18 protein-coding genes are annotated in these 20549 nt (G+C 70.0%); 9 read left to right on the top strand and 9 right to left on the bottom strand.

Annotated features, from left to right (window positions below):
* A partial coding sequence (locus GP2_RS21940) for a hypothetical protein (protein ID WP_217997242.1) occupies positions 1–297 on the top strand: 297 nt, incomplete at its 5' end.
* Positions 298–405: 108 nt separating this feature from the next.
* Here GP2_RS21940 and GP2_RS08585 read toward each other — a convergent pair.
* Positions 406–1101: a PIG-L deacetylase family protein gene (locus GP2_RS08585; RefSeq protein WP_006900101.1), complete on the bottom strand. Its 696-nt coding sequence runs from the start codon at positions 1099–1101 to the stop codon at positions 406–408.
* Between the two features lie 212 nt (positions 1102–1313).
* Between GP2_RS08585 and GP2_RS08580 the strand changes: the two genes are divergently transcribed.
* The 6 genes from GP2_RS08580 (at position 1314) to GP2_RS08555 (ending at position 9121) form a co-directional block, all read left to right on the top strand.
* On the top strand, positions 1314–2513 hold the full coding sequence (locus GP2_RS08580; protein WP_006900100.1) for a GNAT family N-acetyltransferase: 1200 nt from the start codon (positions 1314–1316) through the stop codon (positions 2511–2513).
* A 14-nt stretch (positions 2514–2527) separates the two neighbouring features.
* Positions 2528–3778, top strand: coding sequence for an acyl-CoA dehydrogenase family protein (locus tag GP2_RS08575; RefSeq protein ID WP_006900099.1), 1251 nt, complete (start codon positions 2528–2530; stop codon positions 3776–3778).
* Positions 3775–4671 (top strand): LLM class flavin-dependent oxidoreductase, encoded by an 897-nt coding sequence (locus GP2_RS08570; protein WP_006900098.1) that lies wholly within the window; start codon positions 3775–3777, stop codon positions 4669–4671. The genes GP2_RS08575 and GP2_RS08570 overlap by 4 nt, the downstream gene beginning before the upstream one ends.
* 48 nt (positions 4672–4719) lie before the next feature.
* Positions 4720–6012 carry an NtaA/DmoA family FMN-dependent monooxygenase gene (locus GP2_RS08565; RefSeq protein ID WP_006900097.1) on the top strand — a complete coding sequence of 431 codons (1293 nt, stop codon included), beginning with the start codon at positions 4720–4722 and terminating at the stop codon, positions 6010–6012.
* Positions 6013–6227: 215 nt separating this feature from the next.
* Positions 6228–7820, top strand: a complete 1593-nt coding sequence (locus tag GP2_RS08560) for an APC family permease (protein ID WP_006900096.1) — start codon at positions 6228–6230, stop codon at positions 7818–7820.
* 452 nt (positions 7821–8272) lie between these two features.
* Entirely contained in the window at positions 8273–9121 is an 849-nt protein-coding gene (locus GP2_RS08555) for a hypothetical protein (protein WP_006900095.1), read from the top strand.
* A gap of 57 nt (positions 9122–9178) precedes the next feature.
* Here GP2_RS08555 and GP2_RS08550 read toward each other — a convergent pair whose 3' ends face one another.
* The 3 genes from GP2_RS08550 to glpX form a co-directional block, all read right to left on the bottom strand.
* Positions 9179–10591, bottom strand: coding sequence for a class II fumarate hydratase (locus GP2_RS08550; protein ID WP_006900094.1), 1413 nt, complete (start codon positions 10589–10591; stop codon positions 9179–9181).
* 3 nt (positions 10592–10594) lie between these two features.
* Entirely contained in the window at positions 10595–12292 is a 1698-nt protein-coding gene (locus GP2_RS08545; RefSeq protein WP_006900093.1) for a fumarate hydratase, read from the bottom strand.
* A 115-nt stretch (positions 12293–12407) separates the two neighbouring features.
* Positions 12408–13400 carry a class II fructose-bisphosphatase gene (glpX, locus tag GP2_RS08540; RefSeq protein WP_006900092.1) on the bottom strand — a complete coding sequence of 331 codons (993 nt, stop codon included), beginning with the start codon at positions 13398–13400 and terminating at the stop codon, positions 12408–12410.
* A gap of 105 nt (positions 13401–13505) precedes the next feature.
* On the opposite strand from glpX, the gene GP2_RS08535 reads away from it, so the two are divergent.
* Positions 13506–14084 (top strand): DUF4245 domain-containing protein, encoded by a 579-nt coding sequence (locus GP2_RS08535; RefSeq protein WP_006900091.1) that lies wholly within the window; start codon positions 13506–13508, stop codon positions 14082–14084.
* A 41-nt stretch (positions 14085–14125) separates the two neighbouring features.
* Here the strand turns inward: GP2_RS08535 and GP2_RS08530 are convergent, their stop codons facing one another.
* Genes GP2_RS08530 through GP2_RS08520 form a run of 3 tightly spaced genes read right to left on the bottom strand, consistent with a single transcriptional unit; the run spans position 14126 to position 16490 of the window.
* A complete protein-coding gene (locus tag GP2_RS08530) occupies positions 14126–14398 on the bottom strand; it encodes an exodeoxyribonuclease VII small subunit (RefSeq protein WP_040526658.1) in 273 nt (90 codons plus the stop codon).
* Positions 14399–14424: 26 nt separating this feature from the next.
* Positions 14425–15693 carry an exodeoxyribonuclease VII large subunit gene (gene xseA, locus GP2_RS08525; protein WP_006900089.1) on the bottom strand — a complete coding sequence of 423 codons (1269 nt, stop codon included), beginning with the start codon at positions 15691–15693 and terminating at the stop codon, positions 14425–14427.
* On the bottom strand, positions 15690–16490 hold the full coding sequence (locus GP2_RS08520; RefSeq protein ID WP_006900088.1) for a lipid droplet-associated protein: 801 nt from the start codon (positions 16488–16490) through the stop codon (positions 15690–15692). The genes xseA and GP2_RS08520 overlap by 4 nt, the downstream gene beginning before the upstream one ends.
* A 51-nt stretch (positions 16491–16541) precedes the next feature.
* Between GP2_RS08520 and GP2_RS08515 the strand changes: the two genes are divergently transcribed.
* A complete protein-coding gene (locus GP2_RS08515; protein ID WP_006900087.1) occupies positions 16542–17495 on the top strand; it encodes a 4-hydroxy-3-methylbut-2-enyl diphosphate reductase in 954 nt (317 codons plus the stop codon).
* Positions 17496–17532: 37 nt separating this feature from the next.
* On the opposite strand, the gene mycP is transcribed toward GP2_RS08515, so the two are convergent.
* Together mycP and eccD are read right to left on the bottom strand one after the other, a co-directional pair.
* Entirely contained in the window at positions 17533–18918 is a 1386-nt protein-coding gene (gene mycP, locus GP2_RS08510; protein ID WP_006900086.1) for a type VII secretion-associated serine protease mycosin, read from the bottom strand.
* Positions 18918–20471, bottom strand: a complete 1554-nt coding sequence (gene eccD, locus GP2_RS08505) for a type VII secretion integral membrane protein EccD (protein ID WP_006900085.1) — start codon at positions 20469–20471, stop codon at positions 18918–18920. The genes mycP and eccD overlap by 1 nt, the downstream gene beginning before the upstream one ends.
* Positions 20472–20549: the final 78 nt, after the last annotated feature.

The following is a 20549-nucleotide window of genomic DNA, read 5'->3' as shown; positions in this document are numbered from 1 at the left end:
CCCCTTTTGTCCGAGCTGTTCCGGATTGCGTTGTCAACCCCCTTCGACGCGTCGGGTCTCGCGACATTCAAGCGATTTTCAGTCGTCCGGATGCCGGATACCGCGGGGTGCCGAACGGATCAGGCCCGCCAGACCGAGGTCCGGTCCGCGAGCCAGGCGACCGACTGTAAACCGCTGAGGAGTCCGAAAAAGACCACGATCCATACCGACAGGCCGACGGCGGCGCTGACGACGAAGGCCGCCAGGCACGTGACGAGAACACCTGAGAGCGAGATGGCGATCACCTCTGATGGCTGAGTGCCGCTCCGGGGGAGGGAGCGCGGGCGGGGTGTCCCCACCATCTCGCGTCGCCGCCGTCGGGCGGGAGGGACGAAGGTCACACGGGCGAGGGGACTTGGTCGCCCGTCACCGTGACCGCTTGAGTTCAAAGCCGGTCACCCGCCGGGGCGACCCGTCCCGGGGCGCGGTCGCCCGGTCGATCTGCGCGCGCGCCTGATCCGAGACAGGGGTGTTCGGATCGAGGACCGACAGGTACCGGTCGTGCGCGGCCAGCGACCGGACGGCCGTCTCGAACTGGTCGTCGACCTCGACGGCGTGGGTGGCCGCCGGGCCGTTCTCGAACAGCCAGAACGGTGCGACGTCCGGGCGCGACGCGGCCAGCTGGTCGTAGGCGTCGAGCACGGCGGCGGAGAACTCCATGTGGTCACGTTGGTTGGGTTGCCCGGGGGCCCACTCGGGTCCGCCGTAGAGCGACAGGATCACCTGCGGCGCGATGCGCTCGACCGTCTCGGTGATCTTTGCCCGCAGCTCCGGGGTGTTGCGGATGCCGCTGTCCGGAAAGCCCCAGAATTCGACCTCGTCGACCCCCACGATCCGGGCCGAGGCGCGTTGCTCGGCCTCGCGGAGCGGACCGCACTCGGCGGGGATCATCCCCTCGATGCCGCGTTCGCCGCTGGAGGCCAGCGCGTAGACGACGCGCCGGCCCTCGCCGGTCCATCGTGCGACCGCGGCCGCCATGCCGTACTCGGGGTCATCGGGATGGGCGACGAGGACGAGCCCGGTCTGCCAGTCCGTCGGAAAGGGGAGAAGGTTCGTCGACATGTCTCGACCATAAACCGAATTGCCCTTGTCACAGGCGGGATCTCGGTTGCACACCGCAGAAGCGCGGGCGGCGTGCCTATCGGATCGTCGGTGCGACGGGCAAATCAGAATCGGGCTGATTCTTGTGTTGAGCCCTCTGCCCGGCAGGCAGATAGTGATTCACCGAGCGCGTTCAACAACTGTTGAAGCCACTGATCCGGAGGTGAACACACGTGACCATCGACTATCGGCCGCCGGCCGGGCCCGACGAGGTGCAGGCGGCGTTCGAGGTCTTCCTGAGGTCGATGATCGGACTCGACCTGCCCGTCGTGGACGCCTCGACCATCACCGAAAATGGCCGCTACATCGCAGCTTTCGAGGGCGACGCGGTGGTCGGCGGCGTGGACTCCTACAGCGGATGGCTCGCCGTCCCCGGCGGGGCGAGGATCCCGCACGCGGCCGTGACCCACGTCGGCGTCCTGCCGACGCACCGCCGCAAGGGCGTCGTCCGCAACCTGATCACCCGCCAGCTCCACGACATCGCCGCCCGGGGCGAGATCGTGGCGACGCTGCGGGCCTCGGAGGCGGTGATCTACGAGCGGTTCGGTTACGGGATCGCGAGTGCCGGCCGCAGTGTCGTCGCACACCGGCGTCGTATCCGGCTGCGCGACGGCGTGCCGGCGGGCGGCAAGGTCCGGCTGGTCGACGGGAGCGCCGACACCGACCTGCTGAGATCGATTGCCGACCAGGCCGACTGGCCGGGGGCGATCGCGCGACCGGCCGGCTGGTGGACCCTGCGGCGGCTCGCCACGCAGGCGGATCCCACCCGCCACCTCGTCGCCGTGCACAGCACCGGCGGGGTCGACGACGGCTACGTCGTCTATCGCCCCGAGAACACGCAGACCTGGTTCACCGATCGCGAGAAGACGATCACCGTCACCGATTTCATCGCCACGAACGACACGGCGCGAGCCGGATTGTGGCGGCACCTGTTCTCGCTGGACCTCGTCGACCGGATCGTCTTCGAGGCGGTCGCGCTCGATGATCCGTTGCAGCTCGCCGTCACCGACGAACGCGCGCTCGAACTCGGCCCCGCACATGACGAGACCTGGCTGCGCCTGGTCGACGTCGAACGTGCGCTCGCCGGCCGGACCTACGGGCGGGCCGAACCGGTGGTCCTGGCCGTGGTCGACGCCCAGATCGACTCCAACAACGCCGCTTTCGAGGTCGGTCCGGACGCTGTTCGCCGGTCGGCCGCCACCCCCGACCTCACCGTGGACGTCGCCACCCTGGCGACGGCCTACCTCGGCGGAACCCGATGGCGGCAGCTCGCCGCCGCCGGCCGCGTCGATCCCGGACGAGCCGAGGTCATCTCACGCCTCGACGTCCTGTTCGGCGTGGACCGCCTCCCGTTCTCCGGCACCGCCTTCTGACGAAAGGACCCCGCATGACCAACATCGCCCCCACACTCGCACCGAGCCATCTGAGCGACCCGGTCGCCGACGAGGACGACCTCCTCGCCCGGTTCGCTCCCGTCTTCGAACGCATCGCGGCAGGAAACACCGAACGAGAACGCCACCGGAAGTTCCCGTTCGAGGAGGTGGACGAACTCAACCGCGCCGGGTTCGGGCGCATCCGCATCCCGGTGGAACTCGGGGGATTCGGCGCCTCGCTGGAGCAGACCTTCGTCCTGTTGGCCCGTCTCGGCGCGGCCGACGCGAACGTCGCCCACGTCTGGCGCAACCACCTCGCCTTCGTCGAGGACCGCCTGAATGCGGCCCCCTCGGAGGGCAACGCGCGCTGGATTGCCCGCTTCCTCGACGGCGAGTTCGTCGGCGGCGGGTGGACCGAGGCCAACAACGGCACGTTCGCGAACATCGCGACCACCGTGCGGCGGGTCGGCGACGCCTACCGCGTGACCGGCGCCAAGTACTACGCCACCGGCAGCCTCTACGCCGACTGGCTCGATGTGATCGGCAAGGACGACGACGGCTCGCTGTACACCGCACTGGTCCGCCGCGACGACCCCGGAGTGGAACTCGTCGACGACTGGACCGGCTTCGGCCAGCAGACCACCGCCAGCGGCTCGGCGACCTACACCGACGTCCCGGCCGACCCCGACGACGTGTTCCCGGCGTCGGAGCGGTTCGTCTACCAGGGGCACTTCTACCAGACCGCGATCCTCGCCGTGCTCACCGGGATCACGCAGGCCGCGCTGCGGGACGGGATCACCGCCCTGCGCGAGCGCGGACGCAACTATCCGCAGGGCCTCGACCCGGTGCCGGCCCGAGATGCCCAGGTGCTCCAGGTGATCGGCGAGGTGTCCGCGCAGGTGTTCGCCGCCGAATCCGCTCTGCGCACCGTCGCCCGGTCCCTCGACGCGGTGGCCGCGGCGCAGGCCGCGGGCGACCTCACCGCGCGAGGGCGCGCGGTGACCGACGCGCAGGTCGCCACCGACCACGCGCAGCTCGTCATCATCGAGGCGGCGCTCACGGCGACCACCACCGTCTTCGACGCACTGGGCGCCTCCGGGGTCTCCACCGACCGGCTGCTCGACCGTCACTGGCGCAACGCCCGGACCCTGGCGTCCCACAACCCGCGGGTCTACAAGGCCCGCATCATCGGGGACTGGCTGGTCAACGGCACCGACCCGGTGCCGGACCTCGGCCTGTTCGGACGCGGAGGTCAGGGAAATTGAGCATCCCGTTCCTCTCGCTCGCGCTCGACGGGCCGCAATTGGTGGAACTCCTCGCCGATGACGCGGCGATCCGCCGCTGGGATGAACTCCCGTCGGCGTTCAGCGTGCTCGGCGTGGAGCGCGTCGACGGCTCCGGTGCGCGCGAGGCCACCGTCGACGCGAGTGTCGCGGCGGCGATCCTCGCCGGCCGGACCACACGCGCACGCTTCCTCGTCGCGGCCTCACCGACGAGGGACCATCCCTACAACCTCGCGCGGCGCGTCGCCTCGCTCGGCCACCTGTCCCGCGGCCGGTCCGGGGTGATATTCGGCGACCACGACCCGTATGCGCCCGCCGGCGACCCGTGGACCACGACCGACGTCGGATTCACGCGCGGCGAGCAGATCGCCGATGCCCTGCGCGCCGTGCGGGCGCTGGAACAGAGCTGGCCGTACGAGTCGGTCGTCGGCGACCTGGAGACCGGGATCTTCGTGCAGTCGAACCTCATCCGCCACGTCGACCACGACGGCCTGCATCGGACCGCCGGTCCGCTGACGGTGCCCGAGCCCCCGACCGGGGCCTCGGTCACCGCCTGGCTCGCGACCGACCGCGTCCCGGCGATCCCCGGGGACGAGACGGACCTGGTGATCGGCGCCGGCGGCGCGGTGCGCATCGTCGACGCCGACGCCGCCGAGGCGTGGTCGGGGGAGGCGTCCGACGGCGGGGGACTGCTGCTGCGGGGGCGTCCCGGCTCCACGCTCGCGGAACTGCTCGACGCGGCCGAGTCGCTGGCCGGCCGGACGCGCCCGGTGGGAGACGGGCCGTTGCGGCAGGTCCTGGACCTGTCCGTCCCGTCCCGGCCCGCCGTCGGCCGGGCCGCCTTTCCCCAGCCCCAACCCCATGCGGTCCTCTGACCGCGATCGATCCGGGTCCGTCCCGGTGACCTCGACAGGAGACATCCGATGACCGAACGCCGATCCGGCCACGTGATCCTCGGCATCAACGCCCTCGTACTCGGCTACCTGCCGGCCTCCTGGCAGAGCCCCGAGCTCACCCCGGGTTCGTTCGTCGACCCGGCGTACTGGGAGAACATCGGGCGGACCGCAGAACGCGGCACCCTCGACGCGGTGTTCCTCGCCGACATCCCGGCACTGGGCGACCCGGCCCACGACGCCAACCCCGCCCACATGGAACCGACGGTGAACTGGTCCTACGTCGCCGGCGTCACCGATCGCCTCGGCGTGGTCGCCACCGCGTCGACGACCTTCAACGACCCCTTCGACCTGGCCGAACGATGGTTGTCGTTCGATCACGTGACCCGTGGACGCGCGGCGTGGAACATCGTCACCTCGCGAGGCGCCGCACCCGCGCGCAATTTCGGCTTCGGCGATGTGCCGCCGCGCGACGACCGGTACGACCGGGCCGCGGAGTTCGTCGATGTCGTTCGCGCGCTGTGGGATTCGGCGGTGACCGGCGATCGGGTGCACCACCGGGGCGAGTACTTCGAGATCGACGGACGCCTGTCGGTGCCGCCGTTCGCGGACTCGGCACCGGTGCTCTTCCAGGCCGGCGGGTCGGCCAAGGGGCGCGAGCTGGCCGCGCGGGTCGCCGACGGGGTCTTCGCCGCCGAGCTGACCCGCGACCAGGCGGTCGAACACTACCGACAGGTGAGACGGCGCGCCGTCGAGCACGGACGCTCACCCGACTCGGTCAAGATCGTCCCCGGCCTGCTGACGACGATCGGCAGCACCGAGGAGGAGGCACGCCGACGCAACGACGACCTGCACGACCGCGGTCCGGCGTCGTACTCCATCGAATGGCTCTCGCAGTCCATGGGCATCGACGCGGGCAAACTCGATCTCGACGCGCCGTTCCCGGAGGAGGTGCTTGCCGCTCCCGACGATCTCCAGACCTTCACCGGCAGTGTGGGTTTCCGTGAATCGATCGTGGCGCAGATCCGCCGGACCAACCCGACGGTCCGGGAGTATCTGAAGCAGACCCGCTACACCGGGTCGGGACATGCCGGCTTCGTCGGGACGCCGGAGCAACTCGCCGACCGCATCGAGGACTGGTTCCACGCGGGTGCGGTCGACGGGTTCAATCTGCAGCCCGACGTCCTCGTGGACGGTTTGCAGGTGATCGTCGACGAGGTCGTGCCGATCCTCCGCAAGCGCGGGCTCTATCGGCACGAGTACGAAACAGACACTCTGCGAGGGCATTTTGAGGACGCTGCGGCGTCGGCGCCGCTGTGGTGAGTGTGTTGCGTCCTGGTCGGCGACGAAATCGGCTCGCTCCCAACGACTTAGAACCAACAGGCGTCTAACCGGGGTGGATCTGCAGACGGGCTGCGATACTCGAACGGCCGCCAGGCGATGACCGGCCGGGTCCGCGCGGCACTCTCTTCTTCCTCTCCTCTCCTCTCCTCTCCCGTGGGCACACTCCCACGACAAATCCCTGGAAGGTGGTTTCGATGACCACGTCGACTCCCACGTCGACCGACACGCCGGCGCAGTCCGGCGACGGCGCCGACGGGCACGTCCCGACGGCCGCGGCGCGATCGATCGCCCTCGGCGGACGCCGACTCAGCGCGGCCGAGGACACGGGACTGCAGCGAAATGCGCTGGGGCACTGGGGTGTCTTCGCGCAGGGGCTGGCGGCCGCCGCGCCCAGCGTGGCGATCGCCTCCGTTCCGTTCGCCTTGTTCACCGCTGCCGGCAAGGGCTCCGCCTGGGCCGCTGTCGTCGGCTTGGCGATCGCCGCGCTGCTGGCCACCACCATCGGCTTCCAGGCCCGCCGGACGGTGTCGTCCGGTTCGCTCGGAACCTACGCCGGAAACGGTTTGGGCCCCGGCTTCGCATTCGCGGCGGGACTCAGCCTGCTCCTCGGTTACATCGGCTTCGCCACCACCGGCACGCTCGGCGGCGTGCTGTACGTCGACGCGTTCCTGCACGAGATCGGCCTCGGTTCCGACGCCATCTGGTTCAAGCTGCTGCTCGTCGTCGTGGTGGTCGCGGTCGCGATCTACCTTCCCGTGCGCGGCGCCTCGCTCGCGGCGAAGTACGAACTCGCCTTCGAGGTCGTCGCCGTCGCATCGATCTTCGTGATCATCGCGGCGTCCTATTGGACGTACGGATTCCGCATCGACACCGAGCAGTGGCAGCTGTCCAACCTGGGCAACAGCGCCACCTTCGTCGCCGCGGTCACCGCCGTCGGGTCGTATGCGGGGTTCGAGAGCGTCGCGTCGTTGGGCGCCGAGGCGCGCGACGCGCACCGCACCATCGCACGGGCGCTGCTGCGGGTGGTGCTGATCCTCGGTGTGCTCTACATCCTCGCGACCTACCCGCAGGTGCTCCACTTCGGCGACATCGACGGCGACCAGGCCGTCCTGCCGCAGCTGGCCGATTCGTCGAACGTCTCCTGGATCAACCCGGTGGTGAGCGCGACGGTCGCGGTGGCCTTCATCGTCTTCGTCACCGCGGTCACCACCTCCGCCGCGCGTTCGCTGTTCACCCTCGCGCACGAGGGCGCCCTGCCGGCCGTCTTCGCCCGGGTGCACCCGCAGCACAAGACGCCCTGGATCGGGATGGTCTTCGTCGGTCTGCTGGCGCTGGTCTTCTCCGTCGCCGCGACCTTCAGCTCGGCCGGACGCCTGGTGTTCGACGTGTACGGCGGCTACGTCGCCACCTGGGGATTCCTGGTGAGCTATCTGCTCGTGGTCATCGCCACCCCGATCTGGCTGTACCGGATCAAGGCGCTGACGCCCTTCCGCACCATCGTCTCCGGGCTCACGCTCCTCGCCCTCGGGTACGTGATCGTGAGCAACGTCTACCCGGTGCCGGAGTACCCGTACAACATCCTGCCGTTCGTGTTCCTCGGCATCCTCGCGCTCGGCCTGGGCTGGTACGCCCACCTGCGCCACAACCGTCCCGAGATCGCCGACCGGGTGGGCACCATCCAGACCCTCTCGGTGGAGGAGCAGGAGAGACTGGCGGACCTGGGAATCCTCGAGGTGATCGAGGACGAGGCGCCCACCCGACACGGTTCGGACACAACCGTCCGGTAGGCCGACCGGGTTCCGCGGGCGCCGCGTCGGATCGATGCCGCGCAGGTGTCGGTCCGACGGCGCAGCGTTGTGCGAAATCCTGAGCCGGGTCGGTGCACGACAAGAGTCGAGGCCGCATGTGGCGCGAATGTGCCCCGCGACACGTCACACAAATGCCCGTCGAATGATCGGCCGGACAGCGGATCACGGGAGATGGTGAGTAGACCACGTTCACGTGGTGATCTATCTCATGAAAGGGGCGGTGTTCGTTGATGACACCTCGACTTCTCACTCGCACCCGAACCTGGGCGACGGCCATCGGGATGGCTGCGGCCGTGGTCGCCGGAGCAACCCTGGACGCCGGAGCGGCGGCGGCCGACACCGGATCGGCCGGATCCTCCGGGGGCTCTTCGATGTTCGGCTCTTCCTCCGGGTCCTCGGACCTGTTGCCGCAAGGAGGGGTTCTGGGAGGCGTGGCCCTCTCGCTCGGGGCCGGCGCCTCGGCGACCGCCATCGGCCCCGGCATCGCGGTCTCCACGGCGGGTATCAACCGGACCGCGACGGCAGTGTCGGTGCTGGGGATCGCGGCCGCGTCGGCGCCCACTCTCAGCCTCGGCGGCCTGAACTCCGGGCAGGTCACCTGCGTCGGGGTCTTCGCCTACGCCCACTCGGCCACGGCCGGTGACTGCGTCGGCGTCCTGGGCCTCCTCGAGGGCACTCACGACAAGCCCGGCGGCACCGTCAGCCTGGCGCTGAAGAACCCCTTCTCGCTGCTCAGCGACGGCCTGAGCGCGTCCGACCTCATGGCCGCGCTGACCTCGGGAGACTCGCTGCTGAGCAAGGACATCTCCCGGCTGACGCTGGGCGGTCCGGATATCGTCGCGCTCACCAGCGACTACGGCTTCGAGCCGATCTCGAAGAACGGCGCGGCCATCGAACTGTCCTGGCTCGGCACCGAGATCGGCCTGTTCCCCACGACCAAGAACACCGCCGGGTTCCTGGGGAACAACTCCTCCGTGAACTACCTCGGCCTGCCGCGGATCGGGTCGAGCGACGCCGGGATCATCCCGGAGATCTCGGTGGGAGACTTCGTGGTTCCCGGACTGGGGACCATCCCGGGGTGGTCCACCGGATCGCCGGGGAGCGGCTCCTTGTCCGGCTCCGGTTCGGCCGACGGCGGCTCCTCGTCGGGATCGGCAGACACCGGGTCCATCGGAGGTCCGACCGGTTCCGCAGCATCGACCGACGTGGTCGTGCCCGGCGGGCTCGATGCCGACGCCCTGGTGAAGCAGGTCGCCGGTCTTCTTCCGCGGCTGCCGTGATGACCCGTCTGCCGGGGTCGGATCGTCCCGGCCCCGGCAGACCGCGTCGGTGGTGGTTCAGCGTTCGCGATCCAGATTGGCCATCTTGAGGACGTCGAGCCGCTCGTCGAGTTCGGCCTCGCTCAGCTTGTCGCCGACGAGACCGCGATCGATCACCGTCTGACGGATCGTCTTGCCCTCCTTGAGCGCCTGTTTCGCGACCGCGGCCGCCTCCTCGTAGCCGATGGCCGAGTTCAGCGGCGTGACGATCGACGGCGAGCTCTCGGCCAGGGTGCGCAGCCGCTCCACGTTGGCCTTCAGCCCGGCGATACAGCGGTCGGCGAACAGCCGGGACACGTTGGACAGCAACGTGATCGACTCCAGCACGTTGCGCGCCATCATCGGGATGTAGACGTTGAGCTCGAAGGCGCCGTTGCCGCCGCCCCAGGTGACCGCGGCGTCGTTGCCGATCACCTGCGCCGCCACCTGCGTGACCGCCTCGGGCAGAACGGGATTCACCTTGCCCGGCATGATCGAGCTGCCCGGCTGGAGGTCGGGGAGCAGGATCTCGCCGAGCCCGGTGAGCGGGCCCGACCCCATCCACCGCACGTCGTTGGCGATCTTGGTGAGCGACACGGCGACCGTCTTGAGCTGGCCGGACAGCTCGACGAGCCCGTCACGCGCGGCCTGGGCCTCGAAGTTGTCCTTGGCCAGTCGCAGGTCGGTGACGCCGGTCATCCGGACGAGTTCGGCGACAACCCGGGTGCCGAAGCCGGGAGGCGCGTTGAGGCCGGTGCCCACCGCGGTGCCGCCGATCGGCAACTCGCCCACCCGGGGCAGGGTCGCGGTGACCCGCTCGATGCCGGCCTCGACCTGACGCGCGTAGCCGGAGAACTCTTGTCCCAGGGTGACCGGCACCGCGTCCATGAGATGCGTGCGGCCGGACTTGACCACTTCACGCCACTCGGATGCCTTGTCGGCCAGTGTCTTTCGGAGGTGCTCGAGCGCCGGGACGAGGTCGGTGACGACGGCCTCGGTTGCCGCGACGTGGGTGGCGGTCGGGAAGGTGTCGTTGGACGATTGCGACATGTTGACGTGGTCGTTGGGATGCACGTCCACGCCGCGGGCCTTCGCGAGCGAGGCGATGACCTCGTTGGCGTTCATGTTCGAGCTCGTCCCCGAGCCGGTCTGGAACACGTCGATGGGGAACTGGTCGTCGTGGCGGCCCTCGGCGATCTCACCGGCGGCGGCGATGATCGCGTCGGCCCGCTCGGCGTCGAGGAGCCCGAGATCCTTGTTGACCGTCGCACACGCGGCCTTCAACAGGCCCAGGGCGCGGATCTGCGCCCGTTCGAGCGGGCGGTGGCTGATGGGGAAGTTCTCCACCGCCCGCTGCGTCTGCGCTCGCCACAGGGCATCGACGGGGACCTGCACCTCGCCCATGGTGTCGCGTTCGATGCGGTATTCCGTCGTGCCCTGTGGTTCGGCCATCGCTTACTCCTTCGATCGGATCCTTATGCCGCTCAGCGGGACGCTCACGGTCCCACTCGGGTCGGTGAAAAAGTCGTTGCCCTTGTCGTCAACAACGATGAAGGCCGGGAAATTCTCCACCTCGATCTTCCAGACCGCCTCCATGCCGAGTTCGGGGTACTCGATGACCTCCTGGCTCTTGATGCAGTCGAGGGCGAGACGGGCCGCCGGGCCGCCGATAGAGCCCAGGTAGAAGCCGCCGTGCGTCTTGCACGCGTCGGTGACCTGCTTGGAGCGATTGCCCTTGGCGAGCATGATCATCGAGCCGCCCGCGGCCTGGAACTGCTCGACGTAGGAGTCCATGCGCCCGGCGGTGGTGGGGCCGAACGAACCCGACGCCATGCCCTCCGGGGTCTTCGCCGGGCCCGCGTAGTAGACCGGGTGATCGCGCATGTACTCCGGCATCGGCTCGCCGGCGTCGAGGCGCTCCTTGATCTTGGCGTGCGCGATGTCACGCGCGACGACCAGCGGACCGGTCAGCGACAGGCGCGTCTTGACCGGGTACTGCGACAGCTGCGCGAGGATCTCGGGCATCGGTCGGTTGAGATCGACCTCGACGACCTCCCCGCCGGCGATGTCCTCGGCCACGCCCGCGGCCGGCATGTACTTGGCGGGATCGGTCTCGAGCTGCTCGAGGAACACGCCCTCGGGGGTGATCTTGCCGAGTGCCTGCCGGTCGGCCGAGCACGAGACGGCGATCGCCACCGGGCACGACGCGCCGTGACGCGGCAGGCGCACGACGCGGACGTCGTGGCAGAAGTACTTGCCGCCGAACTGGGCGCCGATGCCGAAGGACTGGGTGAGCTTGAAGACCTCTTCTTCGAGTTCGAGGTCGCGGAAGCCGTGCGCCGACATCGAGCCCTCGGTGGGCAGGTTGTCGAGGTAGTGCGCCGAGGCGTACTTGGCGGTCTTCAGCGCGAACTCGGCGGAGGTGCCGCCGATCACCACGGCGAGGTGGTACGGCGGGCAGGCCGCGGTGCCGAGCGAGCGGATCTTCTCGTCGAGGAACTTCAGGATCGACTTCGGGTTGAGGATCGCCTTGGTCTCCTGGAACAGGAACGACTTGTTGGCGCTGCCGCCGCCCTTGGCCATGAACAGGAACTTGTACTCCGGGCCCTTCGGGCCCTGCTCGGTGGCGTAGATCTCCACCTGGGCGGGGAGGTTGGTGCCGGTGTTCTTCTCCTCGTAGGTGGTCAGCGGCGCGAGCTGCGAGTACCGCAGGTTGAGCTGCGTGTAGGCGTCGTAGACGCCCTTCGAGATCACCTCGGCGTCGTCGACGCCGGTCAGCACGCCCTCGCTCTTCTTGCCCATCACGATCGCGGTGCCGGTGTCCTGGCACATCGGCAGCACGCCGCCGGCGGAGATGTTGACGTTCTTGAGCAGGTCGAGGGCGACGAAGCGGTCGTTGCCCGACGCCTCGGGATCGTCGATGATCCTGCGCAGCTGGGCGAGGTGCGCCGGGCGCAGGAAGTGGCTGATGTCGTGCATCGCCTCTGCGGTGAGCCTGCGGATGGCCTCCGGCTCCACCTTGAGGAAGGTGCGGCCGTCGACCTCGAAGGTCGAGACGCCCTCGGTCGTGATGAGCCGGTAGGGGGTCTCGTCGGCGCCGATCGGCAGCAGGTCAGAGTAGAGAAACTCGGGGGCTGGGGCTGCTTTGCTCACAACCCGCATCGTATCGCCCGCACGAAAAGGCCCCGCGCCGTAGGTGGTCCCACCGGTGAGGTGGGTCACGAACGGGCGCGGGGCCTGATTCGGCAGGTCGACGCGATGCCGCGTCTCAGCGCTGGATGCCGGCGTAGCCGCGCAGCTTCTCCGGACGATGCACGGACTCGATGCGGCGGACGGTGCCCGACTTCGAGCGCATGACCAGCGAACGGGTGGTGGCGCCGTTCGGGCGGTAGGTGACGCCGCGCAGCATGTCGCCGTTGGTCACGCCGGTCGCGCAGAAGAAGCAGTTCTCGCCGCGGACCAGGTCCTCGGTGGTCAGGGCCCGGTCGAGGTCGTGGCCGGCGTCGATCGCCTTCTGCCGCTCCTCCTCGTTGCGGGGCCACAGCTTGCCCTGGATCTCGCCGCCCATGCACTTCATCGCGACGGCCGCGATGATGCCCTCGGGGGTGCCGCCGATGCCCATCAGCATGTCCACGGTGGAGTAGTCGTCGGCCGCGGCGACCGCGCCGGCGACGTCGCCGTCGGAGATGAGGCGGATCTTGGCGCCCGCGGCGCGGATCTCGGCGATCAGGTCGGCATGACGGGGACGGTCGAGGATCACGACGGTCAGGTCGGAGACGTCGATGCCCTTGGCCTTGGCCACCGAGTTGATGTTCCACTCGACCGAGGCGTTGATGTCGATGGCGCCCTTGGCCTCCGGGCCGACGGCGATCTTCTCCATGTAGAACACCGCGGACGGGTCGTACATGGTGCCGCGCTCGCTGACGGCGATCACCGAGATCGAGTTCGGGCGGCCCTCGGCCATCAGGGTGGTGCCGTCGATCGGGTCGACGGCGACGTCGCACTCGGGACCCTCGCCGTTGCCGACCTCCTCGCCGTTGTACAGCATCGGCGCCTCGTCCTTCTCGCCCTCGCCGATCACCACGACGCCGCGCATCGACACCGTCGACAGCAGCTGGCGCATGGCGTCGACGGCCGCGCCGTCACCGGAGTTCTTGTCGCCGCGTCCCACCCAGCGGCCGGCGGCGAGCGCTGCCGCCTCGGTCACACGGACCAACTCCATCGCGAGATTGCGATCGGGCGCTCGGTGGCTTGAAGTCATGGGCTTGCACTCCTCATGGACGTTGTGGCGGTGATCTCAGACAACATCCTTGCATGTCATACCGGCCGTTCGGCCACTGACCCTGCGGGTGCGATACTCGGCGGCATGGCTGACAAACCGCGCTTTCTCGTCAACGGCAAGGACATGTTCTGGACGCTCGTGCCGTTGCTCGCGCTCGTCGCACTGGTGGCGATCGCGTCCGGGAACTGCTCGGTCGGCGTCGACAAGAACCCGTCGTCGAACAAGGTCAAGGAGTTCGACATCGACGCGGCGCTGAAGGCGGATGCGCGCGAGATGCCGTTCCCCGTCCGGCAACCGCCCACGCCGGAGGGCTGGAAGCCGAACTCGGGGTCGTCGCCGTCCCTCGAGGGCCACCGCGTCAGCACGGTCGGGTGGCTGTCGTCGAGCGGTGCCTACGTGCAGCTGAGTCAGACCGACGCCGTCGAGGACGCGCTGGTGCCCTACCTGGCGGGGGAGGACACGACGTTGAACGACCTCGCCGCGACCGGAACCCGTGAACTCGCCGGCCACAAGTGGGTGACCTACCGGACGGCCGGGGACAAGCAGTTCTGGATCACCGACCTCGGCAAGGTACGGATCGGGGTGCTCACCCGCGGTCCCGAGTCCGACATCGAGACCATCGCGTCCTCGGTCGTCGCGCAGAAGCCGCTGCCCAAGGACTGACCCGCGTTCCCCGCGAGGCCGGCCCTGTCGGGCGGCCCCCGTCAGTCCGACTCGTCCTCGCCTGCGCCGTCCTTGCGCGCGATGGTCGATTCGATGCGCTCACGCGCGCCGCGCAGGTGCTCCTCGCATCGGGCGGCGAGCGCCTCGCCCCGCTCCCACAGCGCCAGCGACGTGTCGAGGTCGAGGCCGCCGTGCTCGAGCGTGCCGACGATCTCGGCGAGTTCGTCGCGTGCCTCTTCGTAGCCGAGTTCGGCGACCGGGGTGAACTGGCCGTCGGATTCCTCGTCGTCCGATTCGCCTGTCTCGCGGTCGATTTCGAAGTCGTCGTCGAAGTCGTCGGTCACGGTTCTCCTCGTGGGTCGGTGGGGGTGGATGCCGGCTGCGCGCGTGCGGTCACCGTCGCGTGCGCCGCGCCGTCGGCGACGCGGATACGCAGCTGCGCGCCGACCGGCAGGTCGTCGAGGTTGCCGACGACGCGCGTCGTCTCGGTGTCGGTGCGCTGCACGACGGCGTAGCCGCGGGCCAGGGTCTGGGCGGGGCCGAGGGTCGAGAGACGGGCCGCGAGATGCTCGTGCCGCCGCTCTTCGGCGTCCACGTGGCGCAGCACATCGCGGCGCAGGGCGCGCCGGAGCTCGGACACCCGTCGATCCTCGGCGTCGACGATGAGCTCGGGCCGTGCCAGCACCGGGCGGCGGCGCAGCGACTCGACGACCGCGGACTCGCGGCGGACCCAGTTGCGCAGCGCCTGCGCACTGCGCCGACGAAGCTCGTCGATGCCCGCGAGCTCGGCCTCGACGTCGGGCACGACGCGCTTGGCGGCGTCGGTCGGGGTGGCGGCACGCAGGTCCGCCACGAGGTCGAGCAGCGGATTGTCGGGCTCGTGCCCGATCGCGCTGACGACCGGCGTCGTGCACCGCGCCACCGCGCGCAGCAGCGCCTCGTCGGAGAACGGCAGGAGATCCTCGACGCTGCCGCCGCCGCGGGCGATGATGATCACCTCGACCTCGGGATGGGCGTCGAGCTCGGCGAGGTGCGCCAGTATCCGCGAGACCGCGGTGGGTCCCTGGACCGGTGCCTCCCGGATGTCGAATCGCACGGCCGACCAGCGCTCGGTGGCGACGGAGACCACGTCGCGCTGGGCGGCGCTGGCGCGGCCGCTGATCAGCCCGATCGTGCGCGGCAGGAACGGCAGGGGCCGCTTGAGCCGCGGGTCGAACAGCCCCTCGGCGGCGAGGAGCTGGCGCAGCCGTTCGATGCGCAGCAGCAGTTCGCCGATGCCCACCGGGCGGATGTCGCTGATGCGCAACGACACCGTGCCCCGGCCGGTGTAGAAGCTCGGCCGTCCCAGCACCACCACGTGGCTGCCGTCGTGCAACGGAACCTCGGTGCGCGCCAAGAGATCCGGGCTGCAGGTCACCGAGATCGAGATGTCGGCGGCCGGGTCGCGCAGGGTGAGGAACGCGGTGCGGGTGCCGGGACGCCTGCTGATCTGGGTGACCTGGCCCTCCACCCAGATCTGGCCGAGCCGGTGGATCCAGTCGGCGATCTTGGTGTTGACCGTGCGGACCGGCCACGGGTTCTCGGCCGAGTTCGGTGAGGAGCCGCTCACGCCTCGGAGGAACGCTTGTTCTGCGAGGCGATCCGGTTCTCGAGCATCGTGATGAACGGTGCGCGGCCGCGGTTGGCCTTCTCGTAGTCGACGAGCGCGGTCAGGTCGTCGACGCCGACCGAGCGCAGGCGCGCGCGCAGCTGGGCCAGCGTGAGGGAGTCGTAGTCGATCATCACCACGATCTCCGGCGCCGAACCGTTCGACGACGCGGGCTTCGGCGCTGCCGGCGTCACCTTCTTCTCCGCCTTCTCCACGACCTCTTCGGGGGCGGAGCTGTACAGCGCGAACCGGCCGGCGTCCGCGCGCGGCGGCGCGGCGAGTTCGGCGTCGGAAGCCTCCGCGTCGACCTCGGTCTCGGCAGGGGTGGTGCTCGCGGCGGCCACCGGCTGCTCACCCTCGGTGCTCTTCTTCTCGGTGCTCTTCGTCGCAGAGCTCTTGTTCTCGGAGCTCTTGTTCTCGGAGCTCTTGTTCTCGGTGGCGGTCGCAGTGGCACGCGAGGATTCGATCGGTGCGTCGCCGGCCAGGTGCGCGTCGGCGTCCGGTCCGGGCGTCTCGTCCTCGTCGAAGACGGCCCACGCGGGTTGCTCGGTCGGCTTGTCGAACAGCATCTCCAGGGCGGCGTCGCCCTTGATGGCGAGTTCGGCGATGTTCTGCTGTGCCCGCATGCCCGCCTGCAGGGTCTGGCTGATCGCCGTCATCGGCAGGGTGACGAGAAGAGACGGCAGCTTCCGGGTCTCCTCGATGGCCGTGACGATCAGACCTGCGGCGATACGGGCCGGGTAGGGTGCGCGATCCATGCCAACACTCTGCCATTCCGGGCGGTCGTCCGTAACCCGTACCCTGGAGACATGTCTGAGACCAAACGTGTCCTGCTCGCCGAGCCCCGTGGCTACTGCGCGGGCGTCGACCGCGCGGTGGAGACGGTCGAGCGCGCCCTGGACAAGCACGGCGCGCCCGTCTACGTCCGCAAGGAGATCGTGCACAACCGGCACGTGGTCGAGACCCTGGCCGAGCGCGGCGCCGTCTTCGTGGGAGAGACCGACGAGGTGCCCGAGGGCGCGATCGTGGTGTTCAGCGCCCACGGGGTCTCCCCGCAGGTGCACGCCTCCGCCGCCGAGCGCAATCTCAAGACGATCGACGCGACCTGTCCGCTGGTCACCAAGGTGCACCAGGAGGCCAAGCGGTTCGCGCGCGACGACTACGACATCCTGCTCATCGGTCACGAGGGCCACGAGGAGGTGGAGGGCACCGCGGGTGAGGCGCCCGAGCACATCCAGCTCGTCGACGGCCCCGGCGCGGTCGACAACGTGACCGTGCGTGACGAGTCGAAGGTCATCTGGCTGTCGCAGACCACGCTCTCGGTCGACGAGACCATGGAGACGGTCAAGCGCCTGCGCGAGCGGTTCCCGCTGCTGGCCGACCCGCCGAGCGACGACATCTGCTACGCCACGCAGAACCGCCAGGTCGCGGTGAAGGCCATGGCGCCCGAGTGCGACCTCGTCATCGTCGTCGGCTCCAAGAACTCGTCCAACTCGGTGCGCCTGGTCGAGGTGGCGCTGCAGGCCGGCGCGAAGGCCGGGCACCTGGTCGACTACGCGCGCGAGATCGACGACGCCTGGCTGGAGGGGGTCCGCACGGTCGGCGTGACCTCCGGTGCGTCCGTGCCCGAGGTCCTCGTGCGCGGCGTGCTCGACTGGCTCGCCGAGCGCGGTTACGACACCGTCGAGACGGTCAACACCGCCAACGAGACGCTGACCTTCGCGCTGCCGCGCGAGCTGCGTCCCGCACGCACCGCACGCTGACCGACCGCGACCGGTCTCGTCCGGCGGCCCCGTTCCCCTAGAACTCGTCGGGATCGAGCTTGCGCACCCGGCGGTGCGGTAGCGAGATGGCGAGGACCGCGGCGATCACGGCCACGCTGACGGCGGCCCCGGCGATCGCGACGTTGCGCGCCGTGTGATCCGGAGGGGTCTGTGCGGGCGGCGCGGCGATCGGGGCAGATTGCGGACGCGGCGAGTCCTCGGCAGGCAGCTCGGCGGTCAGTGCCGCCACCGGATCGACGACGCCGTGCCCGACCTTCTGGTCGTGGCCGGTGCCCGGCGCGTGTGCGGTCGCGATGATGCGGTCCATGACCTGACGCGCGGACAACTCCGGGAACCGCGCCCGCACCAGGGCCGCGGTGCCCGCCACGAACGGAGCCGCGAAACTGGTGCCGTTCAGCGGTGCCGAGCCGTCCTCACCGCGCTGTGCCGATGCGAGCCGGGTGGACCCGCGCTTGCTGTCGAGGCTGACGATGTCGGTGCCCGGCGCGGCGACGCCCACCCACGGTCCGTGCATGCTCGTCGCGCTCGGAGCGCCGGTTGCGGTGTCGATCGAGCCGACGGTGAGGACGTACGGGGCATACCAGGCGGGGGTCGCGAAGGTCGTCAACGATTGCCAGCTCTGCGGGTCGCCGCCCGCGGGCTCCGGGTTCTGGCCCGGACAGTTGGAATCGTTGCCGGCCGCGACCACGACGACGACATCGCGGTCGTAGGCGTGGCGGATCGCCGCGCCGAGTGCGGGGTCGTCGATCTGTTTCGGGTCCGATGCGCAGGCGATCATCGAGATGTTGACGACCGTGGCGCCCAGATCCACCGCGCGGACGACCGCATGCGCCATGGTCCGGACGGTGCCGTATCCGGTGCCGACCTTCGGGCGGTCGTCGCCGCGGCGGTTGTTCTTCGCGGCGAACGCCGCGCTGTGCTGGCGGATGGAGATGATCGACGCCCCGGGCGCGACCCCGGCGAAGCCGTCGGAGGTGCTCGGACGCGCCGCGATGATGCCGGCCACCAGGGTCCCGTGGGCGTCGCAGTCGTCGAGTCCGGTTCCGCCGGAGACGTAGTCGCCGCCCGCGATCACCTTCCCCAATCGCGGGTGCGGGGTCACGCCGGTGTCGATGACCGCCACCCGCTGGCCGTTGCCCCGGCTGAACCGCCAGGCCTCGTCGAGGTTCATCATCGCCTGGGCCGCAGACGGTTTCGCGGTGCTCCGGGTCAGCACCGTGTCGGCGCACAGGAGTTTCTGCTCGGTGGGCTCCGGCGGGGCGACCGGTGCCGAGCGGATGAGCGCGCCGGGGTTCACGGCCGGCGGCGACACCGCCGACGCCGGTGCGGACGACACTCCGAGCAGCGTCGCGGCCACGACCGCCGCGAGCGGGCCGACGAGCCGGGATCGGGCTCGGCGCATCAGATCTCCCGGACGATGCGGTACAGGTCGAGCAGCCACAGCAGCAGCGGGACGATGAGCGCGACGAGGATGTACTCGCCGATCTCGGCCCAGCGCCGCATCACCGGCGAGAAGTCCTGGTGGGGAGCGACCACACCGAAGACCAGCGCGGCGACCACGACCACCATCCCGAGCGCGAAACCGATGACCGGCCACCGGGAATCGCCGAAGGCCAGTCCGGTGAGCAGGGCGATCACCACGAGCGAACCGCCGATGATGAGGGTCGCCGCCTGGAACAGGTCGCTATGCGAGCGGCCGCGAAGGCACAGCACCACACCGATGATGGCCGCGTACGCGGCGGCCTTCCACTCGAATCCGGCGAGCGGGGAGGCGGCGAGCACGGCGGCGACCGCGGTAACGGCGGTGAGCCCGCCCACGATCCCGGTCAGATAAGAGTTGGCGAGGTAGGAACGGCGTTCCAGCGCATCGGCTTTCGGGAGTGCAGTGGCGCCGATCGCGCCGATGCCCTCGATCGACGGGGTCGGCTCGATGTCGGCGACGTCGATCGCGGCGCCGGCGGTCGGCACCGGCGGCAGCGGGAGCTTCGCGAGCAGGATCGTCATCCGGGGTGCGAGGCCGATGAACAGCAGCCCGACGGCGGCCACCACCGCCGCGGTATCGGGCACCGGGGCGTCGACGAGCAGCCGTGACCCGCATCCGAGCGCGCCGAGGAGGGCGGCACCGGTGACGGCGCTGTGCGCGGTGGCGCCGAACGCGGTGAGGCGGTAGGTCAGAACGGCGGTGACCAGGACGAGCGCGAACCCCGTCGTGAGGTGCGCGGCGCCGTACGAACCCGGGGTGAGGACCATGCCGGTCACGAACGCCATGGGGGCGGCGCAGACGGACAGGATGGTGGAGGTCGACTCGTCGCGGTAGTGGCGCGCGACGATGGTCGCCGCGGTGATCAGGCCGATCACGGCGAGCCCCGACAGCGCGGCGGGCCAGACGGCGCCCGAGTCGAGGCGGGAGGCGGCGAGTGCCGCGCCACCGGCGACCGCGGCGACCAGTGCCAGCGCGTGGCCGACGTGGCGGGCGGAGGCGGCCGTCCAACCCACGAACTGCGACTCGTTGAGACGGGCGACGGCGTCGACCACGTCGTCGAACAGGACCGGCGACTCACCCGTGCGAACCGAGGTCAGCAGGAGGAGGTCGCCGTCGCGGATCCCCGACTCGGACAGCGACCGGTGCAGGGGGAGCGGTTCCTGGCCGACGAGGGCGAGCGTCCACCGGTTCTGGCGGTCGTGGGGGCGGCCGCCGGAGTGGGAGTCGGCGTCGGGATCGTCGGGATCGGGACGCGCGGTGTTGCGCGACTCGATCTGCGCGACGAGATCGCCGATGAGTCCGGCGATCGGAATGCCGGCCGGCAGGCCCACGTCGAGCTGTGTGTTGCCGCCCAGCACCGACACGCGGACGAGTTGCGGCTCGATCGAGGTGTCGGCGGACCGGCGGTCACCGGCGGCGGTGTCCACGGTGGGCGACGGGAATGCCGGCGTGAAACCGTCCACAGGCGCCATCAGATCAATCCTCCCCCAGGGTTGCCCCGCTAACATAGCCAACTCGGGCGGCCTCGCCGTCGGGGGATTCACAGCCAA

Source organism: Gordonia paraffinivorans NBRC 108238, assembly GCF_000344155.1.
Classification (GTDB): domain Bacteria; phylum Actinomycetota; class Actinomycetes; order Mycobacteriales; family Mycobacteriaceae; genus Gordonia; species Gordonia paraffinivorans.
The sequence above is the reverse complement of the archived record's forward strand: the minus strand, read 5'-3'. Positions and strand labels throughout refer to the sequence as shown.

Coding starts and splice junctions, on each gene's coding strand:
- GP2_RS08585 (WP_006900101.1), bottom strand. CDS start 1,101: ATGTCGACGAACCTTCTCCCCTTTCCGACGGACTGGCAGACCGGGCTC.
- GP2_RS08575 (WP_006900099.1), top strand. CDS start 2,528: ATGACCAACATCGCCCCCACACTCGCACCGAGCCATCTGAGCGACCCG.
- GP2_RS08565 (WP_006900097.1), top strand. CDS start 4,720: ATGACCGAACGCCGATCCGGCCACGTGATCCTCGGCATCAACGCCCTC.
- GP2_RS08560 (WP_006900096.1), top strand. CDS start 6,228: ATGACCACGTCGACTCCCACGTCGACCGACACGCCGGCGCAGTCCGGC.
- GP2_RS08550 (WP_006900094.1), bottom strand. CDS start 10,591: ATGGCCGAACCACAGGGCACGACGGAATACCGCATCGAACGCGACACC.
- glpX (WP_006900092.1), bottom strand. CDS start 13,400: ATGACTTCAAGCCACCGAGCGCCCGATCGCAATCTCGCGATGGAGTTG.
- GP2_RS08535 (WP_006900091.1), top strand. CDS start 13,506: ATGGCTGACAAACCGCGCTTTCTCGTCAACGGCAAGGACATGTTCTGG.
- GP2_RS08520 (WP_006900088.1), bottom strand. CDS start 16,490: ATGGATCGCGCACCCTACCCGGCCCGTATCGCCGCAGGTCTGATCGTC.
- GP2_RS08515 (WP_006900087.1), top strand. CDS start 16,542: ATGTCTGAGACCAAACGTGTCCTGCTCGCCGAGCCCCGTGGCTACTGC.
- mycP (WP_006900086.1), bottom strand. CDS start 18,918: ATGCGCCGAGCCCGATCCCGGCTCGTCGGCCCGCTCGCGGCGGTCGTG.
- eccD (WP_006900085.1), bottom strand. CDS start 20,471: ATGGCGCCTGTGGACGGTTTCACGCCGGCATTCCCGTCGCCCACCGTG.